This is a genomic window from Pseudoalteromonas sp. SCSIO 43201 (assembly GCF_023716725.1).
Lineage (GTDB): Bacteria > Pseudomonadota > Gammaproteobacteria > Enterobacterales > Alteromonadaceae > Pseudoalteromonas > Pseudoalteromonas peptidolytica.
Map to the genome: position 1 here is coordinate 1,326,582 of NZ_CP072683.1, position 23,885 is coordinate 1,350,466.

The 23,885-nt window shown below is 41.6% G+C and carries 24 protein-coding genes and 1 tRNA gene; 19 read left to right on the forward strand and 6 right to left on the reverse strand.

What is annotated here, in order from left to right; all coding sequences use genetic code 11:
- Window positions 1-34 precede the first annotated feature (34 nt).
- On the forward strand, window positions 35-1,327 hold the full coding sequence (gene eno, locus J8Z24_RS05620; protein ID WP_125254274.1) for a phosphopyruvate hydratase: 1,293 nt from the start codon (window positions 35-37) through the stop codon (window positions 1,325-1,327).
- A gap of 57 nt (window positions 1,328-1,384) precedes the next feature.
- Here eno and J8Z24_RS05625 read toward each other — a convergent pair whose 3' ends face one another.
- Window positions 1,385-1,576: a hypothetical protein gene (locus J8Z24_RS05625; RefSeq protein WP_128732353.1), complete on the reverse strand. Its 192-nt coding sequence runs from the start codon at window positions 1,574-1,576 to the stop codon at window positions 1,385-1,387.
- Window positions 1,577-1,952: 376 nt separating this feature from the next.
- The gene (gene mutH / locus J8Z24_RS05630; RefSeq protein WP_128732352.1) at window positions 1,953-2,627 is read right to left on the reverse strand and encodes a DNA mismatch repair endonuclease MutH; all 675 of its coding nucleotides are present in this window, start codon (window positions 2,625-2,627) and stop codon (window positions 1,953-1,955) included.
- Window positions 2,628-3,062: 435 nt separating this feature from the next.
- Between mutH and rppH the strand changes: the two genes are divergently transcribed.
- The 16 genes from rppH to J8Z24_RS05710 all read left to right on the forward strand — a co-directional run bounded on the left by rppH (window position 3,063) and on the right by J8Z24_RS05710 (window position 18,541).
- Entirely contained in the window at window positions 3,063-3,587 is a 525-nt protein-coding gene (gene rppH, locus J8Z24_RS05635) for an RNA pyrophosphohydrolase (protein ID WP_125254277.1), read from the forward strand.
- A 16-nt stretch (window positions 3,588-3,603) separates the two neighbouring features.
- A complete protein-coding gene (ptsP, locus tag J8Z24_RS05640; protein ID WP_128732351.1) occupies window positions 3,604-5,892 on the forward strand; it encodes a phosphoenolpyruvate--protein phosphotransferase in 2,289 nt (762 codons plus the stop codon).
- Window positions 5,893-5,938: 46 nt separating this feature from the next.
- On the forward strand, window positions 5,939-6,748 hold the full coding sequence (locus J8Z24_RS05645; protein ID WP_147390948.1) for a sulfite exporter TauE/SafE family protein: 810 nt from the start codon (window positions 5,939-5,941) through the stop codon (window positions 6,746-6,748).
- 9 nt (window positions 6,749-6,757) lie between these two features.
- Window positions 6,758-7,570, forward strand: coding sequence for a prolipoprotein diacylglyceryl transferase (gene lgt, locus J8Z24_RS05650; RefSeq protein ID WP_176031906.1), 813 nt, complete (start codon window positions 6,758-6,760; stop codon window positions 7,568-7,570).
- A 12-nt stretch (window positions 7,571-7,582) separates the two neighbouring features.
- A complete protein-coding gene (locus tag J8Z24_RS05655; protein WP_128732350.1) occupies window positions 7,583-8,416 on the forward strand; it encodes a thymidylate synthase in 834 nt (277 codons plus the stop codon).
- A gap of 8 nt (window positions 8,417-8,424) precedes the next feature.
- A complete protein-coding gene (gene galU / locus J8Z24_RS05660; protein ID WP_147390946.1) occupies window positions 8,425-9,306 on the forward strand; it encodes a UTP--glucose-1-phosphate uridylyltransferase GalU in 882 nt (293 codons plus the stop codon).
- Window positions 9,307-9,381: 75 nt separating this feature from the next.
- Window positions 9,382-9,924: a hypothetical protein gene (locus J8Z24_RS05665; RefSeq protein WP_176031905.1), complete on the forward strand. Its 543-nt coding sequence runs from the start codon at window positions 9,382-9,384 to the stop codon at window positions 9,922-9,924.
- A 144-nt stretch (window positions 9,925-10,068) separates the two neighbouring features.
- Window positions 10,069-10,710, forward strand: a complete 642-nt coding sequence (locus J8Z24_RS05670; RefSeq protein ID WP_147390944.1) for a DUF4402 domain-containing protein — start codon at window positions 10,069-10,071, stop codon at window positions 10,708-10,710.
- A gap of 43 nt (window positions 10,711-10,753) precedes the next feature.
- Window positions 10,754-11,209: a DUF4402 domain-containing protein gene (locus J8Z24_RS05675; RefSeq protein ID WP_176031904.1), complete on the forward strand. Its 456-nt coding sequence runs from the start codon at window positions 10,754-10,756 to the stop codon at window positions 11,207-11,209.
- Between the two features lie 261 nt (window positions 11,210-11,470).
- Window positions 11,471-12,247, forward strand: a complete 777-nt coding sequence (locus tag J8Z24_RS05680; protein ID WP_176031903.1) for a fimbrial biogenesis chaperone — start codon at window positions 11,471-11,473, stop codon at window positions 12,245-12,247.
- 48 nt (window positions 12,248-12,295) lie between these two features.
- Window positions 12,296-15,217, forward strand: a complete 2,922-nt coding sequence (locus J8Z24_RS05685; protein ID WP_252095460.1) for an SdrD B-like domain-containing protein — start codon at window positions 12,296-12,298, stop codon at window positions 15,215-15,217.
- On the forward strand, window positions 15,218-15,910 hold the full coding sequence (locus J8Z24_RS05690) for an SPOR domain-containing protein (protein WP_176031901.1): 693 nt from the start codon (window positions 15,218-15,220) through the stop codon (window positions 15,908-15,910).
- 404 nt (window positions 15,911-16,314) lie between these two features.
- Window positions 16,315-16,896 carry a FlgO family outer membrane protein gene (locus J8Z24_RS05695; protein WP_128732342.1) on the forward strand — a complete coding sequence of 194 codons (582 nt, stop codon included), beginning with the start codon at window positions 16,315-16,317 and terminating at the stop codon, window positions 16,894-16,896.
- A 14-nt stretch (window positions 16,897-16,910) separates the two neighbouring features.
- On the forward strand, window positions 16,911-17,564 hold the full coding sequence (locus tag J8Z24_RS05700; protein WP_128732341.1) for a FlgO family outer membrane protein: 654 nt from the start codon (window positions 16,911-16,913) through the stop codon (window positions 17,562-17,564).
- A 14-nt stretch (window positions 17,565-17,578) separates the two neighbouring features.
- On the forward strand, window positions 17,579-18,217 hold the full coding sequence (locus J8Z24_RS05705; protein ID WP_128732340.1) for a FlgO family outer membrane protein: 639 nt from the start codon (window positions 17,579-17,581) through the stop codon (window positions 18,215-18,217).
- Between the two features lie 249 nt (window positions 18,218-18,466).
- Window positions 18,467-18,541, forward strand: a tRNA-Arg gene (locus tag J8Z24_RS05710).
- Between the two features lie 342 nt (window positions 18,542-18,883).
- Here J8Z24_RS05710 and J8Z24_RS05715 read toward each other — a convergent pair.
- Entirely contained in the window at window positions 18,884-20,080 is a 1,197-nt protein-coding gene (locus J8Z24_RS05715; protein WP_176031900.1) for a flagellar assembly protein T N-terminal domain-containing protein, read from the reverse strand.
- Window positions 20,081-20,272: 192 nt separating this feature from the next.
- Between J8Z24_RS05715 and J8Z24_RS05720 the strand changes: the two genes are divergently transcribed.
- Window positions 20,273-20,749 (forward strand): LPP20 family lipoprotein, encoded by a 477-nt coding sequence (locus J8Z24_RS05720; protein ID WP_128732337.1) that lies wholly within the window; start codon window positions 20,273-20,275, stop codon window positions 20,747-20,749.
- A 527-nt stretch (window positions 20,750-21,276) separates the two neighbouring features.
- Here the strand turns inward: J8Z24_RS05720 and J8Z24_RS05725 are convergent.
- The 3 genes from J8Z24_RS05725 to flgA form a co-directional block, all read right to left on the reverse strand.
- Window positions 21,277-21,705 carry a flagellar protein FlgN gene (locus J8Z24_RS05725; RefSeq protein WP_252095461.1) on the reverse strand — a complete coding sequence of 143 codons (429 nt, stop codon included), beginning with the start codon at window positions 21,703-21,705 and terminating at the stop codon, window positions 21,277-21,279.
- Window positions 21,698-22,021: a flagellar biosynthesis anti-sigma factor FlgM gene (gene flgM / locus J8Z24_RS05730; protein ID WP_125252075.1), complete on the reverse strand. Its 324-nt coding sequence runs from the start codon at window positions 22,019-22,021 to the stop codon at window positions 21,698-21,700. Before flgM ends, J8Z24_RS05725 begins: the two co-directional genes overlap by 8 nt.
- Window positions 22,022-22,093: 72 nt before the next feature.
- Window positions 22,094-22,801 (reverse strand): flagellar basal body P-ring formation chaperone FlgA, encoded by a 708-nt coding sequence (gene flgA, locus J8Z24_RS05735; protein ID WP_176031898.1) that lies wholly within the window; start codon window positions 22,799-22,801, stop codon window positions 22,094-22,096.
- A gap of 140 nt (window positions 22,802-22,941) precedes the next feature.
- On the opposite strand from flgA, the gene J8Z24_RS05740 reads away from it, so the two are divergent.
- Complete coding sequence (locus tag J8Z24_RS05740; RefSeq protein WP_125252073.1) at window positions 22,942-23,874, forward strand: chemotaxis protein CheV; 933 nt, start codon at window positions 22,942-22,944, stop codon at window positions 23,872-23,874.
- The last annotated feature ends 11 nt before the right edge of the window (window positions 23,875-23,885 follow it).

Consider the following 23,885-nt stretch of genomic DNA (forward strand, 5'->3'; position numbering starts at 1 on the left):
AACACACACCACTTTGGGAATAAGAGGAATCAAGATGTCAAAAATCGTTAGAGTGATTGGCCGTGAAGTTATGGACTCACGCGGTAACCCAACAGTAGAAGCGGACGTACACCTAGAATCAGGTGCATGGGGTCGTGCATGTGCGCCATCAGGTGCATCTACGGGTACCCGTGAAGCACTAGAGCTACGTGACGGAGATAAAACTCGTTACTTAGGTAAAGGTGTCTTAACTGCGGTAAACTACGTAAATAACGAAATCGCGGCAGCACTTGAAGGTCAAAATGCGCTTGAGCAACGTGCAATCGACCAAATTATGTTAGATTTAGATGGCACTGAAAACAAAGAAAAACTAGGTGCTAACGCCATTCTTGCAGTATCTCTAGCAACAGCAAAAGCTGCAGCACAAGATAAAGGTGTTGCACTATACGAGCATATTGCAGACATTAACGGTACAGCAGGCCAATACTCAATGCCAGTTCCTATGATGAATATCATCAATGGTGGTGAGCATGCGGATAACAACGTTGATATTCAAGAGTTTATGGTTCAACCTGTCGGTGCAAAAAGCTTTCGTGAAGCGTTACGCATGGGCGCCGAAATTTTCCACAGCCTGAAAAAAGTACTTAAGTCTCGTGGTCTAAACACAGCGGTTGGTGATGAAGGTGGTTTTGCACCAGATCTTAAATCAAACGAAGAAGCGCTGGAAGTGATTGTTGAAGCGGTTGCTGCGGCTGGCTATGAAATGAACAAAGACGTCACGCTAGCACTTGACTGTGCTGCATCTGAGTTTTATGTAGATGGCAAGTATGACTTAAAAGGCGAAGGTAAAACATTCGACTCAGAAGGTTTTGCTGGCTTCTTGGCTGATCTTGCTGCACGCTACCCAATTGTATCAATCGAAGATGGCCTCGATGAAAGCGATTGGGCTGGTTGGAAAATTCTCACGGATAAAATTGGTGATAAAGTCCAGCTAGTAGGTGATGACCTCTTTGTTACTAACACTAAGATCCTAAAGCGTGGTATTGAAGAAAGTATTGGTAACTCAATCTTGATCAAATTTAACCAGATCGGTTCGCTGTCTGAAACGCTTGATGCTATCAAAATGGCACAAGATGCAGGCTTTACTGCTGTCATTTCACACCGCTCTGGTGAGACAGAGGATGCGACGATTGCAGATTTAGCGGTAGCTACAGCGGCTGGTCAAATCAAGACGGGTTCACTTTGTCGTTCAGATCGCGTAGCGAAATACAACCAGTTACTACGTATTGAAGAAGCACTAGGTGAAAAAGCCATTTATAAAGGTCGTAGTGAAATCAAAGGGCAGTAAGTAGCAACTGCTCTGTTAATTTTAAAAACGCCAGTCACAGGACTGGCGTTTTTATTTCTAACGCTCGTCATTCCAAATTTGACAATTTGCTTGACCGTTTCTAAACGTCCAACATATTTGGTCTGAGTTGCAGGCGCCATCTGTCATCCCGAGATCATTACCTCCTGCGACCATAGGTGTCATTTTTTTTGACATTGTGCCAGTTACACTGAGTTCTTTAATTGATTTCTTGTTGAACTTTAATTTCATTATCGTTTTCCTTCAATAAAAATATAAGCGTCAATCGAGGCTGTAATGCTATTTTAATTTACAGGTTAGCGATCAAGGCTCGATTAATTTTTACACTTTCATTTTTTGTTCGAAAAGTCAACAGTCGTATGCTCGATATGAGTTTCAGGTAGTCTATTACTATTTTGACTTGAGGCGCTCGAGCATAATACTAATTTGACTTAGTACTTGTTCAATTTGAAGGAGTAAATCTGACGCTAACCGCGTTAAAATCTCTTATTTAGAACAACTAAATAGCAAAATTTTTGTCTGGTTATCGACAAGACTTTCTCGCCTCAAAATAGACTACTTAAGTAAGAAAATTGGTATAATCTGAACGGTCAGCAAATGCAGCTGCTTAAGCACTAAACTCTTGAGCGAGTATTGATTGGGTAAAATTAGTTTTTAAGTAAAATCCTCTAGGGAGTGTTTGGATGCACTTTCCATTCGGACCAATAGCATCTGTAAGTGCTTTTGCGTTCGCTGCCTTTGGCCTTATTTGCATGACTTCGCCCAGGTGTCCAGATATTTGATCTACGTTGCCCGTTGCGATTAATTCAATTTGCTCTTCCCAGTCTCTACGAATCTGCTGTTCTTGAACTGGACTTGGTTGCCACAAAAAACCTTGCCCGATAACTCGTTCCACCACAGGAATATCTCTCTCAGCTAATATAGGTAACCAAAGGACGTGAGAAAGCTTCTTTTTTACTGTTGAGTTGTACCATGTTAGCCCGGTTAACTGAGTGAGTGGTACAACGGAGACGTAGGTTGTCTCTAGAGGTTTACCGTGATAACTAATTGGTAATGTCTTCAGCTCGACACCAATATATTCAAAATCGGGAATAGGTTTGGAGCCGGCGCTGGCACCCAAGGCGGCTTCAACCAGTTGCCCAACCCATCCTTTTTCTCTAAGTAAGTCTTGAGGTGTTTTAAAGGATAATTGCTCAGCAAGCTCACCTAATGTTAAGCCAGCGATGTTATCAACACGCTGCATAAGCTCCCCTACAGAGTGCGGTGGCGTAACGAATGACAAGTGATTCTCCAATATGTGGTGAAAGCATCATTATAAATGAAATCATAAGACGAAGTAAGTTGGTTAATTTACACTCAATTTGATTGTGGATTTAAATAGTCGCATGAACTTCTGTGTGTATAATAGCTATCACCATGATAAATATAGGATTATTTTTAAAGTTGTAGGTTGTCAACTTAGTAGAATTGTCAGTTCTTTGGATAAATACAGGGCTATAAACATAATTATCCACAGAATATGTGGAAAACATAAGATTTAAAGTGTGTAACTATGTATTTGTTGGTAATTTAAACGATAATTGATCGGGTTATGCACAAGTTGTGGGTAAGTTGAGAATATGCTGAGATAATTTAGGTATAGTAAGGAATTAAATTTGCCGTGACGCAGGAGTTGTGGAACAATCATTAGAAATCGACTTATAAATGAGGCACTAAGGTGATTGATGCCGAAGGGTTTCGTGCCAATGTCGGAATAGTGATTTGTAATAATCAGGGGCAGGTATTTTGGGCCCGTCGTTACGGACAACACTCTTGGCAATTTCCTCAAGGTGGAATAGATCAAGGGGAAACGCCTGAGCAAACGATGTATCGTGAACTTCATGAAGAAGTTGGGCTTAGGCCAGAAGATGTTGAAATTGTAGCAAGTTCTAAACATTGGTTACGTTACAAACTACCGAAAAGGTTAATTAGAAGAGATTCAAGTCCGGTCTGCATTGGGCAAAAGCAAAAGTGGTTTTTGTTGAAGCTGAGGTGCAAGGATGAGGATGTAGATTTATTACGAACCCATCATCCTGAGTTCGATGACTGGCGCTGGGTGAGTTATTGGTATCCAGTCCGCCAAGTAGTATCGTTTAAACGTGATGTTTATCGACGTGTTATGAAAGAGTTTGCTCCATTCGCAATGCCATTTGGCAAGCGTGAATCACATGGGCAAAAAGAGTTCTGGCGCAATAAGCGGTAAACTTAAGGAGCAGCAAGTGTTAGCAACGTTGAGATCGATTGCTGAATCAGTGGCACAGCAAAGTGACCTACAAAGCGCGTTAAATTGCTTTGTTACTATGGTTAAAGAGGCTATGCACACTGAGTGCTGCTCAGTTTATTTTGCAGATTATAGTCAAGACAATTTTATCTTGATGGCTACAGATGGGTTAAACCCTGAAGCAATCGGGCAATTCCGAATGGGATTTACAGAGGGCCTGGTTGGCCTTGTTGCTCAGCGTGAAGAACCTATCAATGTTGCGCATGCTCAATCTCACCCGAGATTTAAACTCTCCCCCGAAGTAAATGAAGAAGGCTACAACGCTTTTTTGTCTGTTCCTGTGGTTCATCAACGTAAAGTGCTTGGAGTCATTGTGGTGCAGCAGAAAATCGCTCGCGTATTTAGCCACGACGAAGAGTCTTTTTTGATCACGCTCTCAGCACAATTGGCCTCTGTGCTCGCAAACGCAGAAATTCAGACGTTATTACAGCAAGATGCAAGTAGTCATCGAACATCTGTCTTGAAAGGGGTTTCTAGTGCCCCGGGCATTGCTCTGGGGTCAGGTTATGTTGTGTTGCCTCACATAGACTTCAAAAGTATCGAAGCGCAGCATTGTGATAATAGCCAACAGCAAATTCAGTTATTTCATCAAGCTGTAGCGGCTACTCGTCAAGAATTTCATATTTTAGCGAAAACACTGAGCGACGATATCCCCAAAGAAGCTGTCGCTGTCTTTGAAGTGTACCAACAACTGTTAGACGCGAGAAGTTTAGGGACACAGGTTGAGTCCGAGATTGAGCGAGGTTGGAATGCCAAAACAGCGCTAAAAATAGTGATTGAAAAACTGGTAGCACAGTTTGATAGGATGAGCGACCCTTATATCAAAGAGCGCGCGATAGATGTAAAAGATATTGGTTTACGGGTACTTCAACATTTGGTGTCAACAGAACAAGTCATCAAGCAGTATCCAGACAATACGATTATAATTGCACACACTTTAACACCAACAATGCTGGCCCAAGTACCAAAAGAAAAACTAAAAGGCGTGGTGAGTGTTCACGGTTCAGTCAATTCACATGCGTCTATTTTAACTCGTGCCATGGGAGTGCCTGCTATTTGGGGGATCGAAGACATTCCCTTACTACAGTTTGATGGTAAGTCCATGATTATGGATGCGTACTCCGGCCGTCTTTATATCTCACCTTCTCAAATGCTTGTTAATGAATATGTGGAAATAAAGCGTAAAGACAATATGCTCCATGATAAGTTTGAAGCGGAGCATGATTTACCGCCAATTACACTTGATGGAGAGCGTATTAACCTGCTCTTAAACGCGGGCCTTGATCTCTCTACAGAAACCATGAGCGCAAGCTATTGTGATGGAGTAGGGTTATATCGAACCGAGTCGTGGTTTATGCAAAAAGGGCAGTTTCCTACTCAAGCAGAACAAGAAGTTTGGTATCGTGAGGTACTAACGCGTTACCATCCTGAGCCTGTCGTGATGAGAACGCTGGATATTGGTGGTGATAAAGTTTTAGATTATTTCGATATACGTGAAGATAACCCATTTCTGGGTTGGCGAGGTATTCGCGTATCCCTCGATCATCCCGAATTATTTTTAGACCAAATCAAAGCCATGATAAAAGCCAATGCCGGTCTTGGGAATTTGCAAATTATGCTGCCTATGGTGGGCCACAGTGAAGAAATTGATGAAGCGATAGCATTAATTGACCAAGCCTGCTTTGAGCTACAAGATGAATGGGCAGATCCATTTTACACAATCGATAGACCAGAAGTTGGTGTAATGCTCGAAGTGCCCTCAAGTATATACTTATTACCTGACTGGGCAACAAAAATTGACTTCTGTTCTGTTGGTAGTAATGACCTAACTCAATACCTGCTAGCCGTCGATAGGACAAATGCTCAAGTGGCAGATCTTTTTGACCCATATCACCCTAGCGTACTTAGAGTGCTGAATCATATTGCTCAGGAATGTGAAGCGCACGAGCTGCCGTTTAGTTTATGTGGCGAACTCGGCGGTGAGCCTGAAGGTGCGATATTACTGGTAGCGATGGGATATCGCCGTTTAAGTATGAATATTTCATCTTTGAACAAAGTGAAGTGGGTACTTCGCCGGCTCAATGTAACAGATATGGAAACGCTGTTGCAGACCTGTTTGACACAGTCTTCTTCAAAGCAAGTTCGTCGAGTGATAAAGGAGTTTATGATTGAACATAGCTTTGCAGAATTACTCTACACCAGTCATCAAGCAAAGGGTGCTTCTTAACGCTATTTACGCTACCATTAGCGCGCAATAAGAAGAAGAGCTTTTGATGGACACTATTTTACTCATCGTTTTACTATGCGCTTTACTTGGCTGTGCCGTTGGTTTTCTTGCAGGCCTCCTTGGAATTGGCGGTGGCTTGCTAATTGTTCCGATTTTATCAGTCATACTTACTAAGTTCGCAATCATTCCCAATGAGCAAGTTGTCATAGTCGCGGTGGCGACGTCACTTGCATCAATTATTTTTACTTCGACATCTTCTGCAAAGGCCCATCATAAAAATGACAATGTGCCATGGCATATTGCGCCTTGGGTGATGTTGGGAGTTGCATTCGGCGCGCTGGGAAGTGGTTTTGCGGCGGTATTGTTACCAGAAAAAATCGTTAGAATCATTTTTGTGGTTAGTGTTATCGGTATTGCGATGAAAATGGCGTGGAGCTCCAGGAAACCGGCACAATCAACCAGAGTAATGCCAAAAGGGCCAATCCTTTCGGTGTTAACCTCTGTAACGGGGGCACTATCCGCTATGATAGGTATTGGTGGGGGAGCGTTGATTGTTCCACTATTGACTTTTTTTTCACTTGATATGAAAAAAGCGATTGGGTGCGCTTCAGCGAGCGGCATCGTCATCGCAATTTTCGGCTCTTTTGGTTATATTGCCTCTGGTGCAAAACATGTGGATATTGAACACGGCTTTTTAGGCTTTGTCTACTTACCCGCTTTAGTCGGTATAGTAGCCACATCTTGGTTTATGGCGCCTATTGGTGCAAAAGCAACGCATCATTTACCAGTGGCAACGATTAAAAAAGTGTTTGCGGCGTTACTGATTATTATCGCTGGCAATATGTTAATAAATTAAGGAAAGGCTATGGCTTTGCAGTTTCCACAGATAGACCCTGTGATTTTTTCCATCGGACCGCTGAGTGTGCGCTGGTATGGACTAATGTATTTAATCGGCTTTATGTTCGCTATGTGGTGGGCGGCAAAAGAGGCGAAAAAGCCGAATTCTGGCTGGAACAAAGACCAAGTTGGTGATCTTGTCTTTTATTCTATGCTTGGGGTTATTTTAGGTGGTCGTATCGGCTATGTATTATTTTATCAATTTTCTCACTTTATAGAGAACCCGCTTTATCTATTTCGAGTTGACCAAGGTGGTATGTCATTCCACGGCGGCGCGCTTGGTGTAATTACAGCTATTGTTATTTATGCAGTTAAACATAATCGCTCTATTTTGTCAGTTGGTGACTTTGTGGTACCTATGGTACCGGTTGGACTCTTAGCAGGGCGTATCGGTAACTTTATTAATGGTGAATTATGGGGGCGAGTTACAGACGTGCCGTGGGCGTTTGTATTTCCAACCGGTGGACCACAACCGCGTCACCCATCACAGTTATATGAAGCGTTTTTTGAAGGGGTAGTGTTATTTATTATGCTAGTTTGGTTCAGAAAAAAACCTCGCCCAGCAGGCAGCGTTGCAGGATTATTTTTAGCCGGATACGGTGTATTTCGTTTTGCTATTGAGTACTTCCGAGAGCCGGATGCCCATATTGGCTTGTATGGCGGCATAATTTCGCAGGGCCAAATCCTATCTTTACCTATGGTAATAGCTGGTACCATTCTCATGGTGTGGGCATACAAGCGCGACAGTAAAATGACACCTACCGGACAAGCAAAAAGTTAAAGAGTAGTAATAATGAAACAATATTTAGAACTGATGCGCCATGTGCGTGACAATGGCACTAAAAAAGAAGACAGAACAGGCACAGGCACAGTCAGTGTGTTTGGTTATCAAATGCGCTTTAACTTACAAGAAGGCTTCCCATTAGTTACTACCAAAAAGTGTCATTTACGCTCAATTATTCATGAGTTACTATGGTTTTTAAACGGTGATACGAATATAAAATACCTAAACGATAATGGGGTAAGAATATGGGACGGTTGGGCCACAGATGAAGGTGACTTAGGGCCTGTATATGGTAGTCAATGGCGCTCATGGGTAGGACCAAACGGAGAGGTTGTAGATCAAATCAAAGATGTGGTTGAGCAAATAAAAACCAACCCGGACTCTAGGCGCTTAATTGTGAGTGCTTGGAACCCCGCGTTGTTACCCGACACACAATACTCACCAAAAGATAATGCTGCCATGGGCAAGCAGGCGTTACCACCTTGTCATACGTTATTTCAATTTTATGTTCTAGATGGCAAGCTATCCTGTCAATTATATCAGCGTAGTGCAGATATTTTCCTTGGTGTGCCTTTCAATATTGCGAGCTATGCGCTGTTGACTATGATGATAGCGCAAGTGTGCGAGCTAGAGGTCGGTGATTTTATTCACACCTTTGGCGATGCTCACCTATACTTGAATCACATGGATCAGGTAGACGAGCAGTTAAACCGAAAGCCGTTCCCTAAACCAACAATGAGAATTAACCCTGAAGTTAAGGATATTTTCGACTTTAAATTTGAGGATTTTGAGCTAGTTGATTATCAGTGCCATCCTCATATTAAAGCACCAGTCGCTATTTAGGAGTTAACATGAAAGCCGTTATTCCAGTCGCAGGCTTAGGCACTAGAATGTTGCCTGCAACAAAAGCAATACCAAAAGAAATGCTACCCATAGTGGATAAGCCACTTATTCAATATGTGGTTGACGAAGCCGCTGCAGCAGGGATCAAAGAGATCGTTTTGGTTACTCACTCCAGTAAAAACTCGATTGAAAACCATTTCGATACTAGTTTTGAACTTGAAGCGACGCTAGAACAACGGGTAAAGAGACAGTTATTAGAAGAAGTGCAATCTATCTGTCCAAAAGGAATAACGATGATACAGGTCCGTCAAGGTGAAGCCAAAGGGCTTGGACATGCTATCAATTGTGCAGCACCGGTTATTGGCGATGAACCTTTTGTTGTCATGTTGCCTGATGTGTTAATTGATGCTGCTACTGCTGATCTAAGACAGGAAAATCTGGCCCAGATGATTGCACGTTTTGAGCAGCAAGGTTGTAGTCAAGTTATGGTTGAGCCTGTCGCGGAAGAGGTTGTGTCACAATTTGGTATTGTAGATATCGGCGGTGAAATGTTGGCTGCTGGTGAATCTAAACCTATGCACAACATGGTTGAAAAGCCGAAACCTGGCACGGCACCTTCAAACCTTGCCATCGTTGGCCGCTATGTTTTAAACAAGTCTATTTGGCCATTGTTGGCAAAAACGCCAGAGGGGGCAGGAGGAGAAATCCAATTGACCGATGCGATAGCAATGATGATGGAAACTGAGCAAGTACAAGCATATGCGCTTTGTGGTAAAAGCCATGATTGTGGCAGCAAGATTGGTTATTTGAAAGCGATTATAGAGCATGCTGTTCGTCGAGATGAATTTTCCAATGAACTGATGCAATTTATAACAAAGCTTGCAAAATGAGTGTGAAATTAATACTCTTTTATATAGTGAGTTAATTATGGGAGCTTTGCTCCCTTTTTATTATATGAGATATTGATGTTTAAAAAACACTCAGCGCTCGCTTTTTTTTTTCTTCTTATTTTGGGTTGCAGTTCACAAAACAGTGAGTTAACCATCGCCAAAAAAACCTCTGAATATTCACAGGAAGAAATTGAGCAAGTCATCAAGGAATGGAATGAATCGAAAGAGCAAATTAAACGCTTATTACAGTCTGAAAACGACTTAAATAAACTCATTACACTATTAGCTGCACAACAGCCGCTCCCATCTTCGGATGCGCTATTGAATGGCAACCCATCGGTGGTCTCTCATCGGGCTGAGGATAATACTACACAGAGATTTTATGCGGTACTCACACCAAGGCTCACACAAGCAGCTGCGGAGAAAGTTGTATTAAGGGTAAATAGAGCATTACCCACGTTAAATACAATTACAAATGTTGGTATAAGAACAGAGCAAAAGGCATTTGGGGAGCGTTTTATTGTTCAAATGGGGCCTTTGGAATCAAATAGGGCTGCGAGCGTGGTTTGTAAAATCCTGGAAAAATATAATGAAAAATGCGTTTCGGTTGAATATTGAACGTTTTGTTCTTTAGTTATCCGTTGGTTAGATGGGTCGTAAAATATATATAAAAATAACAAAAAATAACTAAAGTTTCTTAGTATCGTACCGATAAATATAATGGAAATCCTAATAATAAACCTGAAGGTAAAGGAAAGGTAAATGATAAATAAAATTAAGGTTAGTTTAATCACGCTATCTTTGCTAAGTGTGACTTCCGTTGCTGTTGCGTCTCAAAACAAAACGTTTAATGCCAGTGTTACGGTTCAGAATGCGTTTACACTGGAAAAAGTAAACGATCTTAAGTTTGGTACGATTCGAGCGATGGCTGAAAGCACCAAACAAGCAACTTTAACGCGTCCAGCAGATTCTACAGAAGCACTAGCTGCAACCTCTCAAGATGGTGCTCAAATTGGTATTTTAACAGATGACTCTTCTCCAGCGCAGTTTACAATTTCAGGTGTAACTCGCTATGCCAACATGAAAATATCACTACCAACCTTAACGGTTGACCATGATGGTGATGCAGGAACACCAGAAGTAGCAGCAATTGAGCTTGTTTCAGCTGAAGGCCCGAGTGACACGGCTAAATTTGAACTTTTAAGCTTATCCTTATATGCGGTTGAGGGCCAGACACCAAACGCGGCGATTGAAAAAAATGGTGACGACGAATATGTGATTGCAGCGAATAATGAAGGTAAAGCTACTTTCAACGTTGGTGCATCTATTGGTACTGATAAAGATGGTGGAAGCTATTTAGATGATACATATTCAGCTACGGTAGCCATTACAGTATCTTACTAAGTTATGATATAGGCGATGATGTTTATCGCCTTTTTTGAGTGGTATGAAAGGATTAAAGTTTTTCGCGTTTGCTACAATGCTCTCAGGTATGAGCCATGCAAGCTCAATTGAGGTTCTTCAGAATCTTAATTTTGGCATTATTGTTGCTTATGAAAATTCGCGGGAAAGCATACTCAATATGACCCCTTATGGAGAAGTGTCGAGCACCAATGAGTTGTATATTTTCAAGCGTGGTGAACCTGCGGTTATTCAACTCAAGGGCTTTCCAGCCAATAAGCAAATTTATATCTCTGACTGTCGTTGTGAAGTAAAAATACAAAACCAGCACAGTAGTAACTTCTTTTTGATAAAGCGTCTGAATTTAGTTGATAAGGCTTTCACCGGTGTATATGGGGAAGCGGAAATAAAAATAGGCGCAATACTCGCAACGTCTGGCAATGGCCAACCTTATGTAGATGGAAGCTATACCGGTAAAGTGAGTATAGTAATTGAGTATTAATGAACTATGTATATCGCTGATTTAAAAGGGAGAATCTTGCGCTAGCTGTGTTGAAAATTTCTGCTTAGCCATGGGGAAGGTTTTATCGCCTACATGAAGAACAGTTAATTAGGCGAATAGGTATACTACAGAGGTAATGTGCCAATAATATGGGCTTAATGGTGAACACAAGGTAGCGCGTATCTAAAATGGATGCCATTTGGGCATGAGTTATATAACGCATACATTACTTAATAATTTGGTTTTAAATAAAAGAATATCATGAAGTATATCGTTTTTTTGTTCAGTGTTTTTGTGTCTGTATTTAGCACTTTCTCTTACGCTAACTTATTAATTTCTCCAACAAGAGTGGTATTTGACGAGCGTACTCGTACAGCCGAAATCGTCGTACTCAATAACTCCAGTGTATATCAAAGTTATCGTTTATCATGGGAAGAAAAACAAGCCTTACCCAGTGGTGGCTATAAGCTAATCCAAGAGGAAAATGTGATAAATCTGAGCTCAATGGCGAGAGTCAGCCCAAGCCAAATGAGGCTGGCACCAGGACAAAGACAGGTAGTCAAAATTGCACTGCGAAAGCCGAGGGCACTTGGCGCTGGAGAGTATCGCTCACATCTACTGTTTCAAGCGTTACCAAATGGAAATGACGGAAATGGTAATCAAGGAACAATTAAATTAGATATCGCGTTAAATTATTCTTTGCCTATTATGGCCCGACATAAAATCGACACACCTAACATAACGATTACCACAGTGGATGTAACCGATAAGGTGACAGTTGGATTGTCCAAAACCGGTGTTGCAAGTGCATTTGGTACCATTGAGGCATTTTTTAAGCCCCAAGGAGTTGCTTCTGCAAAGCGAGTGGCCATTACTGCAGATTATACGGTACATACCGAACTGGAACGCGCTCAAGCACAGCTAACACTATTACCTCGCGCTCGAATAAATGCTCCAGGAATATTAGAGGTCCGTTTTACTGGTTCAGGGGAGTACAAGCGCCATGTCTTTGCCGAAAAGACAGTAATACTGAAATAAACGCAGTTATTCATAGTTGTTGTATCACATGATGAAAAGTTAATAGCGATGCATTTCGGAAGTAAGCTAGTAATGGCATTGTGCTGTATTGCTACTGTGACCCCCTTGCAGGCGAAGCAAGACATTGATGTCAATGCGGTAGTGCGGGTGCTTAGTCAACTCGAAAGTACCTTGTCTGATATTAAGAAACCAGTACAGGCGGCACAAGCTGAGCTATATATTCCTGTCGGCGAATATTTATTTTTATCTACACACTTAAATGAGCGTCATTATATTGGCGAACTTATCGCGATAAAAAATGAACACTCTTTTTGGATAGAGCTGGAAAGCTTTGTCCAGATGATAGGCCTTGCTATAGAAATAAATGAGGCGGGGGCATCTGGCTGGCTAAAAGATCCTGACAACCGCTTTGCTATTGATTTGGCTCGCCAAGTTGTGTTTGTAAATGAGCAAGAATACAGCTTGCAGACAGAAGATATTTATATAGACCAAGATCAACTTTTCATAGAGTCTAACAGACTTAATGAATGGTTTGGTTTCTCACACACTGTAGATTATGGACGTCAAAGCTTGCAAGTGCAGAGTCAGTTTACCTATCCTGTTGAGGCGCAGATTGCACGCCAGTCAAGGGCGTTATCCAGAGAAAAATCAGACCGAGCGATACTTTACCCGAGGTCTGGATCGGGTTACCAAATGTTATCCGCGCCAGTTGCCGATATACAAGCAAGCTTTAGGCATAATCAAAATCAGAATGAATTGACTTATTCCGTACTTGGCTCACATGAGTTTGCGTATATGAAAGCTGATTACTATACCTTTGGCGAATATGATGACCACTTTAAACGTAACCGCCTTACATTTAGCCGTAAAAGTGAAAAGGGAGAGCTCCTAGGTATTGGTGCAACTGAAGTGCGAGTAGGTGATATCACTCCAGTTAATGTCAGTAGTTTGAGTACAGCAGGCTTCTCTGCTGGCATTAAATTATCGAATAGACCGATGAGCGCTTCATCAGCGAAGCGTAGTGTCAATATCACTGGAGAAATTCAACAAGGGTGGGATGTTGAACTATACCAAAATGGCGTGTTGCTTGCGCAAGAGTTAGACATTGAGAGTGGTGTATATGACTTTAGTGACGTTGAACTACAATATGGTGAAAATGAATTTGAAATCGTTAAATATGGCCCACAAGGTCAATTAACTCGTGCCAAGCAGGTCTACCAGTTTGATCCAAACTTGTCCTCCCACTCTGGTGAGTATGAATTCTCTTTAAATAAAGTTGGGCAGCGTCTTTTAGATAAGCAAAGTAATAGTGGCGATAACGGATGGCGAGTTGCAGGCACTTATCGCACCAGTATTACTGATGGCCTATCGACCTATATTGGCGCTGAATCTCATATGGGGAGCGACGATGATACCGCTACTTATTCTGTTGGAAGTTACTATAACGGATTTCGAAACTGGCTGTTGAATATCGAGCATGAAGCAACCACTGAAGGTGAAAGTAAAAGCCAAATTTCAGGCAATACTCGAGTGTTAGGTCAAGCGTTGACTGCAAGTATAAGCCGTAATACGCGGTCGAATTTTCAAGGGGATAGCGTTTCCAACAATGTATATCAACTAAACCTCTCAGGCCGGCTACATAACAGCTCGTTTGGGAGTTTGCGTCACAGAACACAATTTAGTGTCAATGACACGGCTGCAGGCCGGTTTACGCAGGTTGTAAATCGATTAAATTATGGGTTGGGTCGTTGGAATATTGGTAATCAGCTTACGTGGCGACAAAGTCTGCAATCAGAAGCTCTATTCGGCGCGACGCAAATTAGTGGCAGTCATGGCGGGACTTGGTATCGACTTGGTGCAGATTATCAGATTAATCCTGAAGCGGATTTCACTGATATATATGCTACCGTTACCCATCAAATAGATGACGATATTGAAGCGCGGGTGCGATTTGCTCACTCATTGCTTGACGATAGCGACTCTATAGAGTTTGGTTCAAACTTTAACTTTGAACGCTTTAGTCTGTTTAGCACCGCTTCTTATTCAAGTGAGCAACATTGGCAAGTTGCTGTCGCTGGAAGGTTTAGTCTTGGATACAATAGTCTATCCAGCAGTGTATTTTCCACTAAAAACACTTTATCTAATCGAGGCTCGCTAGTCGTTCGGGTCTTTTTAGACAAAAATAATAACAGTGTACTCGACGGTACAGATGAATTACTACCTGATGTCGAAGTGAGGGCCGTACACGCGTATCGCCGTGCTGTTACGGACGAAAATGGCGTTGCATTGCTAACTGGCTTGACCGAATATAGAGCCACAGATATTGAGCTTCAATCGACTTCACTGCCCGATCCTTTTATGATCCCAGCGCATGCTGGCAAGTCTATTGTACCTCGCGCTGGTTTTATAGAGCGGTTGGATTTCCCGATTGTTTATTCTAGTGAAGTAGAAGGTAAGGTATTTAAACAAGGTAAAGAAGAAGTTGCGTTTACTGAAGTGGCGCTGATTGATGAGCAGGGAGAAGAAGTTGCAACAACACGAACGCAGTTTGATGGCTTTTATGTATTCACAGATGTAAAGCCTGGCAACTATGAGGTAAAACTAGACCAAGAAATAACAGAGGCAAGAAACCTGAAAAGTGCGCAAAAAACGTTGGTGACTTTACCTTTACGAGGGGATGTGGTCAGTGGTGTTGATATTAACGTTATTCCAAAAGAAACAGAGCAGTTACAGGTTGCAAGCCTTGGTAAATTCAATGAACTTAATTTTTTGAAAGTGTATCTTCAACTTATCAAACCACGATTGATGGCTATAGAATCAATCCAACCATTTTATGTTCAAGATCAAGCGCACTATCTGCTTGGGGTAGCATTTAGCTCAGATCCAAAACAAGACTTGACAGCATTATGTTCGCAGGTGCTCGAACAGGGTATTAATTGTGATGTTAAAGCATTAGAGGTAGTACACTAAATGATAAAACCAGTATTTTCCATCACCAGCATAATATGCGTGCTCGCACTTCTATCTGGGTGTCAGAGTACAAAGCCAGAAGAAACAACAGTTAATTATGCAAAGATTACAGTGGAAGAATATCAGCAGATGCAAGAGGCCATTGCCCAGTGGCAAGAGGATAAAGTAGCAATTGCTAGGCTATTGGATGCGGAAAAAGATTTGCAAAAACTCATTCAAGCGCTGTCCGGTTACGTGTCAAATACAAAACCGGCTCAAGTAACTACCACTAAAAAACAGACTCCTTTGATTACACAAGCCAACGAGTCTCAGGCAGCAGTAGAAGAAGTCATCACACAAAATAGTTATCAACCAATAAAAACACAAGCTCAACCGGTTAGTGTGGACGACTCAATTGATACAAATAGTCAAAAAGTAGAATACAAATATGCCGTTCAGCTAGCTTCGTTAAACGGCAAAACACAAGTATTAGAGTTGACGTCGACACTAGAACAAACCCTCCCTGAATTGATAAAGAGCAAAGAAACTTTTTCGATTGAGACAGTTGATGGTAAAGGCGTTACGCGATACCGAGTTAAGTGGGGAGCCTTCGAGAACAAAGCGGCAGCACTGGATGCGTGCGACAAATTTAAACAGCATCGTCGAGCATGTTTTGTTACTGCATTTGGTGGAGAAAAACTTTCTCGTCTTTGAGTCACTGAAAATGAGCCGGTAATTAGTTGCCACTTTCTTGTCCACGAAAACCAGAAACAAGCGCTGGTTCCAATTGCGATAACAAAGCTTATGTGAAATACCAACGATAATGAACAACCAGCATCCTTATACCAATTTGAAGGAGTAAGTCTGACGCTAACAGCGTTAAAAATTTCTTATTTAGAACAGCTAAATAGCAAAATTTTTGCCTTGCCTACAGGACGTAGGTATCTCGGCGTGAACAGGACGCGGAAGCGGTGTTATCGACAAGATTTTCTCACCTCAACATAGACCACTTAATTAAGAAAATTGGTATTAATTATTCCTACAGTTCGTAAAATCGCGCCGTCCATGTGGCGCGATTTTTGCTTAATCGTAAGTAAGATCAACGATGGCTGACGACAATGAAATATCTTGTATTCATTTTTGTATTTTGGCTTACCGCGTGCACGAGCAGTGAGCAAGTAGGCAAAAGAGAACTAACCCAGCAGCGAGAAATATTACCAGATTTTGATGGCTTTGGTGCACAACTAGCGGCTGAACTTGGGCAATATGTGCGACCTTTCAAACCGAACTCAACAGTAGCAGTGACTAGCTTTTTTAGGGCAAACCAATTAAATGACGTCATAGTGGGGCAAGGAAGTGGACTTGGTGTGGCGCTACAAGAGTCATTAATAACCCATTTGAGCCAAATGGGAGCTGATGTTGTTGAGTACAGATTAAGAAGCGCTTTATCTTTGAGTGACTCTGCCGATAGTATGTTAAGCAGAGAGTTAAAAGCGATAAATCAACGTCAGAAAATTGACCTGGTTGTAGTTGGTACGATAGTTGAGAGCCGTGACAGCTATTTGGTCAATGCTAGGCTTGTAGAAACACTTCACAGTCGGGCTCTATCCGCGGCATCGCTTAGTATTCCTAAATCGGCATTATGGGGCTCTGAGAGAGCCACGTCTCGAGATGGTCTTATCATACGCAGTCAATATTAATGGAGATGAGTGTAATGAAAAAAATATGTAGTCTGGCTTTGCCTCTTTCATTGATGGTTGGCTGTACTCAGAGTAACTTTTTCGCTGTAGATACAGCACAAACGGAGCCAGTGAGAAATGGCTTTGAACAATCGTCCATGTTTCAGAGTAATCCAAATGGATTAAAGCAGTTTTCTATATCTCAGCAAATGGCTGGGAAGAATGTGACCCATTATGTCCAAAGTATCATGCAAGATATGGTCACGAACCTGAAGCATGTAAATGAAAAGACGCCTGTCGCGGTAACTAGTTTTGTATTCTTAGACAAAGAGTTCGATAAAGGGTCGCTTCTCGGTAATCAGTTAGCTGAGAGTTTTATTCACGAATTACATGCTTTTGGGATCCCTGTTGTTGATTTTAAAACGACAGATTACATTCGCGTAACACCTGAAGGGGATTTTATCTTTAGCAGAGACTTTCTTGAATTATCAGATGATCATCCATTTTTATATGTACTTGGTGGCACGCTAGTTAATCACCAAGGTGGGGTAATGGTAAACGCCAGGGTTGTTGGTTTGAGAAGTAAGAGTGTTGTCGGTTCTGCCCAAGGGTTTTTACCACAAAGTGTGGTAAATGCGCTGCAAGATGGTGCTTCATATGATGGTATTCGCTTAGAGCAAGCCAATTAATTTGGAGGCAGAACATGAAAAATGTAGTACTTTTTGCAACCACATTGGCACTGCTAGGTGGGTGCAAAATGACACAAGAGCAATCTCCTGCACCGATTGAAACCAAGCCCAGTGATATGGAGCTTTTGTATGCGCTGATGGAAGAACAGTCAAATGATGACGCGACCCTGTCGCCAGTAACACAAGACATGGGTTTTATTAGCTATCGTCATCGTAAAGCTGTCGCAAACTATGCGAGTCAAATTGCGTTGGAATTATCAGACACCATTCTGGGGCAAAAACCTGAATCGATAGCTGTGGCAAGCTTTGTGAATTTCAATCAGTCTTTGCGTGACACCAATCAACTGGGTAATCAAATTGCTGAATCTCTCATTCATCAGATGCAAAAATTAGGCTATCAAGCTCTGGACTTTAAAGCACTGGGAAAAATAGAGGTAGCGCCAAGTGGTGACTTAGTATTTTCACGGGAAGCGCAAAGATTAAAGAGCGTCAAAGCACCAAGTCATATTCTGTCTGGTACCATGATTTATCGCCCCCGTGGGGTAGAAGTTAATGCGCGACTTCTTGAATTTTCAACAAACTTAGTGATAGCGACAACGGCAGTCACGATCCCTTACTTTATTTTAGATGGTGGGGCTACGGCATCAAGATAGGTGTACCGCTTTTAGCTTCCGATTATTAATGCCTTCAGATGAAGGCATTGTAATTAAGCTTATTCATTGCATACGATTATAGATTGTGTTTATTGAAGTGTGGCTAGAAGCGTGATAATTAAAAATTAGGTGTTATCGAGCAGTGCATCATAATTGCATGATTTTACTCTTTAAAAGTTCATAAAAATCAGTATACTAAGTTTCAGTCAGTGGAATTTTGCTGGTACATTTTGCGCCACAGTCTTCGCTGTCCCCATAGTTTAATGGATAAAACAAGGCCCTCCTAAGGCTTAGATGTAGGTTCGATTCCTACTGGGGACGCCATCTCAATAGTGGCTTATCTGTTACAATTTTCTCCACTCGTTATCGTCCGCTCTGTGTCTGAACCAAAAGGATGACATGCTCAATTTAAAGGGGTAAATCTGACCCTAATTGAGTTAACAATATCTTATGGCAGAATAATACCAATTTGACTTAAAACTTGCTCAATTAGAAGGAGTAAATCTGACGCTAACAGCGTTAAGAATTTCTTATTTAAAGCAACTAAATAGCAAAAACTCTCTTGGCTACCGACAAGCTTCTCTTGTCTTAACATAAACCACTTAATTAAGATCACTGATATTACTTTCCTGTCCGGAGGTACATCACGTAATTGAAAAATTGGTATCACAGGGCAAACAGGTCGTCTTTCTCTATGTGAATTTCAACTAAATCATTAATTTGAACATTGTTAAGCGGTCGCTGTTCTTGGTTTACAGCAATAGCTGTCTGGGCGTTGACTTGGATGACTTGCAATTTATTCAACGTTTTAACTTGACGCATAAAGACATTACCACCAGCGTCAGTAAGGGGGCTGCTATGTGCAATGCTCAACACTTGACCCTCTTCCAGCCCATGCATACGGCCTAAGTTAATCACAACTTGCTCGTCATCAATATGCAGTATTTTACCATGGGTGGGTAAGCAGGCGATGGCCGAGTTCAGATCGACGCTGACTTGGTTCAACACAGTTTGAATTTCAGCCGCATAATCAGTTTGCCAAAACTGTTCACTATATACATCAACTAATTTGGTCTTTTTAAAAGGCCATACTCCTTGAGTACCGTACCTTTGTTGCCAGACCTTTTCATGAGAAAGAGCATCAAACAGTATAAACTCTATTTTAAAGCTCCTTAGATACTTATCGCTTTGCCAAAATGCAAGGTCGTTGTTGAGTTTGTTGACGCTAGAAATATCTGAAATTTGACTAAGTAATACATACTGACTATTTGTGTTTGCTGTTACTGTTTCGATTAACTGCTCGTTGTAATCGAATCGTTGACTAAAAAATCGATTTACATCTATTTTTTGAGCAAAATAGGGCACCGGTTCAACGCTTTGATTCTGATCTGATAGGGTATGATAAAGGCGCTCGCTGACAATCTTGTTAATGTCAAAAATTTGACCCAAAGTAGCTTGATGCTTATTTTTGAGTTGACTTTGTGTTATTGCAATTTGCTTATTGTATGCACTGGTAGAGCATTGACTTTGTTGTGGGGTGATATCGATATGTAGTGTTACTTGCCAAGCATCACCCACTCTTGATTCTGCAATTACATTAGCACCCTGAATTTCACCATTAGCGCGTATTTTCAACTGATCTTGCGTAAGCACACCGTCGGTGACGGTTTGCACACTGCTTACGGTTGCACCAGAAAAAAGTAGTGCTTGGGTGATGGCATCATTAACAGCCTGCTTTTTTGCTTTCTGATGGTCGCCATTTTTTATATCAGCCACCCCAGTCACCTCAAACCATTCTGCGTGAGATGGAATGTGGAATACCATACATATAAATGAAAGGCTCAGTGCGAATTGCGTTTTCATACTCAGATACTCAGTGTTAAGACTACTTATTACAACAGCAATACCTATGCCAAATTGTGGCAAGATTCGTGCATAATACTTATCAGTGAATTATTCATATCAATGATTGCTACTATTACCATGCTAGCAGATGGTAATAAGAATTGTATCAGGGCAGTAGTAGCACATCGATACATAGTGGAGAGAAGCAAAATGCGTATCATCAGTCCTAATAATGCTTGGATTATGGTTTGTGCTCTGGTTTTGCTTGGCGGTTGTTCAAGCATGATCGATAAGCATATTGAATATGAGACAGTCCAGCCTGATACTTTCCCAGTGCTACGTGCTGTTGGGTATGCGCCGTTAAGTGCCCAGCCTGGAAATACTGCTGGTGAAAAACAGTTAATGGCGATTAAAGTTTCAAAGCTAGAAGCATATCGAGAGCTTGCCGAACAGTTGTACGGTCAAAAGTTAACATCAACTACGACTGTCAAAGGTGCCATAGCACAAAATGATGGCTTAAAAAGCCAAGTAAATGGGTTAGTGAGAGGGGCAAAAGTGCTGAAGAGTTACGCAGTGGGAGATACATACGCTACCGAACTCGAGCTGGATATGAAGCGGGTGTATGATCTATACATCACGCAAGTTAAGCCGCAAAAGATTAAAAAAGTGTCGTATAGCTTCAAATAGCATAAATTTGCGTGTAACTACCCTGAGGTTTGGATAAGGGATGTTCTAACTCGTTGCTGCTAACGCACAACTTAATATTTCTCTTGTCTAGCCAGAGGGTTCTAGGCAAACGCATCGCTTCCGTGTCCTGCTCTCGCTAAGGTCCCTACGTCTTGAAGGCAAGGTAATACCAATTTGACGCTAACAGCTTTAAAAATTTCTTATTTAGAACAACTAAATAAGAAATTTTCGCCTAGTTATCGACAAGATTTGCTTGCCTCAAAATAGACTACTTAATTAAGAAAATTGGTATAAATTTACGCACCAATCGCTGACTATTGAAAGTGAACTCAGCGTACAGCTAGCGCTAAAACTAGCCGCTAGAAACGAATTAATTGTTTGAAGTTCGGGTTAACTACCTATAGCCAAGTGCTTTACTGTTTTTATTAGAACATGGACAAGGTTCTAATAATACGGAGTGCAACTCTTTATAGGAGCGGGGCGACGTTAAATTAGAGCATAAGGCGTGTTTAGGTAAAAAGTGCCAATTAAGCTTTAAGGTTCCTTACCAGTTCACCATCACTGCTCTTGACGTTGCCATCTTGACCATAAGTGACGGATGTTGGTGCACCAATTAAAATACTCTTTAGCTCTCTTGTGCTGACGTTGGCTTGATGAGCTGTTTTGGCGTTAACTTCATTTTTGGTCTGACATTCGGCAAGTAACGCGCGTACTTTACTCACCAAGGGCACTATCTCAGCGTGCTGAAATACTTTAGGGTCTGTCTGCGCTAGCTCCTTATCGAGCTTTTGAAGTTTGGATATATAAGAGAGTTTTTCCCGTGCAACCTCTTTGAGGTGGTCGCCACGGCGAGAGGCTAGTTCATCAAGCTCACGCGCCAGAAGCTGGGTCATCGCTTCTAGCGTTACAATTTGTTCACAAAGTTTGTGGTGGCAAAGCCGAACCAAATTATCCATATATTTCAAACTCAAATGCAGCTATGTTCTTCGCCAGTTTTTCGGCATCAACTTGGTATTTGCCTTCAGCTATCGCTTTTTTCAGCTCTTCGACTTTCTTGTCATCGAAGCCTGAAGACTGCTGTGCCTTTTCATTCACTGTTTTTAATTGCTGTGCTTGTGGTGTTAGACTGACGGAATCTGCCGCAGCTTTTGGGGTAGCGGGCGCTTTAGCCGCTGTAGCACTGGCCTCATTTCGTTGCAATTCAGCTTTTTGCTGTTTAACGTTGTTTGCAACGGTGGAGGACTGATTTTGACCGTTAACTTGATTGACCATGATTATAGACCCAATAATATTATACTCTCAGCCATAATATCGGCGCGAAACAGTATTACTTTAGCAAATTTTTCATAAATTCACCTCTACTGTTTCCACTTCTATTACTCTAGCACGTAAGGTTTTGCCTGAGCGAGTATTTTTCACAGTAATTAGTTCACCCCTGTTGCCATCTTGCATTGCCTCACCTTGAGTTTTAATAACAAGCCCCCCTGATTTGGCAAAAATAGTTACATTGTCGCCTTTGCAAACCATACAAATATGTGACTGTGTAAATGCTTGCCCTTCACGGATGTTTCTTTTACTGCGACTACCAATTAATAAGGTTTGGTCTTCTATATATGAAACTCGGCGAAACCGTTTAGGCTGCATTTCGACTTTAATGTCATCTTCCGTTATCACTCTACCTTTTTCTAGCATGGTCGCGCTAACTAACACTGGAAACAAGTGTTCAATGCGCACATGCACATACTGTGTCCACCCTTGTAAATCATCACATTTTATTTGAACAGTAACTTGGGTATTAAATGGTGGTGTCGCTGCTGTGCTGTGTACCAGTGGTGCTTGACACACTCTAGTGGGGATTCTTGAGTCAAGTGGTATAGCAAATATTGATAGTTGGCTATCAGGGTCAAGTTCTACCTGTGGAGCAACAAAATCGACAGCAGTTTGTTCCAAGGCTTTGTTGTCATATTGCTGACAGTGGCCATATCCTATGCTTATAAAATGAGCGAACAAACAAAAAAGTTGAATGTAACGGGTTTTTTTTAACAAACTCATGATGTTTCGACTATGCTTATGGGGTGAAACAAGGTATAAAGATTCTGCTTTAATAACTGCACCTAATCAAGGGTGGTAAACCATATCAGAGTCGAAGCAAAGATCGTTCCGATTAGCGGTTTATACAGTAGGAGATTGAAATGGCAGGTATTTTAGACTCGGTTAACCAACGAACACAACTGGTTGGTCAAAACCGTCTCGAGCTATTACTTTTTCGGCTTCAAGGTCGACAACGCTTCGGCATCAATGTGTTTAAAGTCCGGGAAGTGCTGCAATGCCCAGCACTCACGAGTATGCCAAAGTCAAACCCTCTAATCAGGGGGGTAGCCCATATTCGTGGTCAAACTATTTCTGTGATAGACATGTCACTTGCAGTAGGTGGGCCACCTATTCAGGATATTCGCAATTGTTTTATTGTTATTGCTGAGTACAACCGTTCCGTTCAGGGCTTTTTAGTTAGTGCTGTTGAGCGTATCGTCAACATGAACTGGGAAAAAATAATGCCGCCACCGTCTGGTGCAGGCCGTTATTCGTACCTGACAGCGGTAACTGAAATTGAAAATGAATTAGTTGAAATTTTAGATGTAGAAAAGATTCTCAATGAGATCTGTCCAATCAATACAGAAGTGAGTGCCGATATTGTATCTGATGGTGAGATGCAAAAAGATCTTGGTGAACGTATAGTATTCATTGCTGACGACTCAGCTGTGGCTCGTAATCAGGTAAAACGTGCGCTTGAGCCTCTGGGTGTTCAAACCGAGCTGGCTAAAAATGGTAAGGAGGCGTTAATCAGATTACGAGAGATAGCAGAAGTAGACTGTCAAAATAATGTCACTGAGCGCGTTGGATTATTAATTTCTGATGTTGAAATGCCTGAAATGGACGGCTATACATTAACAGCAGAAATAAAAGCGGATCCGAAATTAGCGCCATTGCATGTAATACTTCATACTTCATTGAGTGGTGTATTTAATCAAGCGATGATAGAAAAAGTCGGCGCTGATGATTTTATTGCAAAGTTTAACCCTGATGAGTTGGCAGCAGCGGTTAAAAAATGGGTTCACTGTGATTAAAGCTGGTGGTA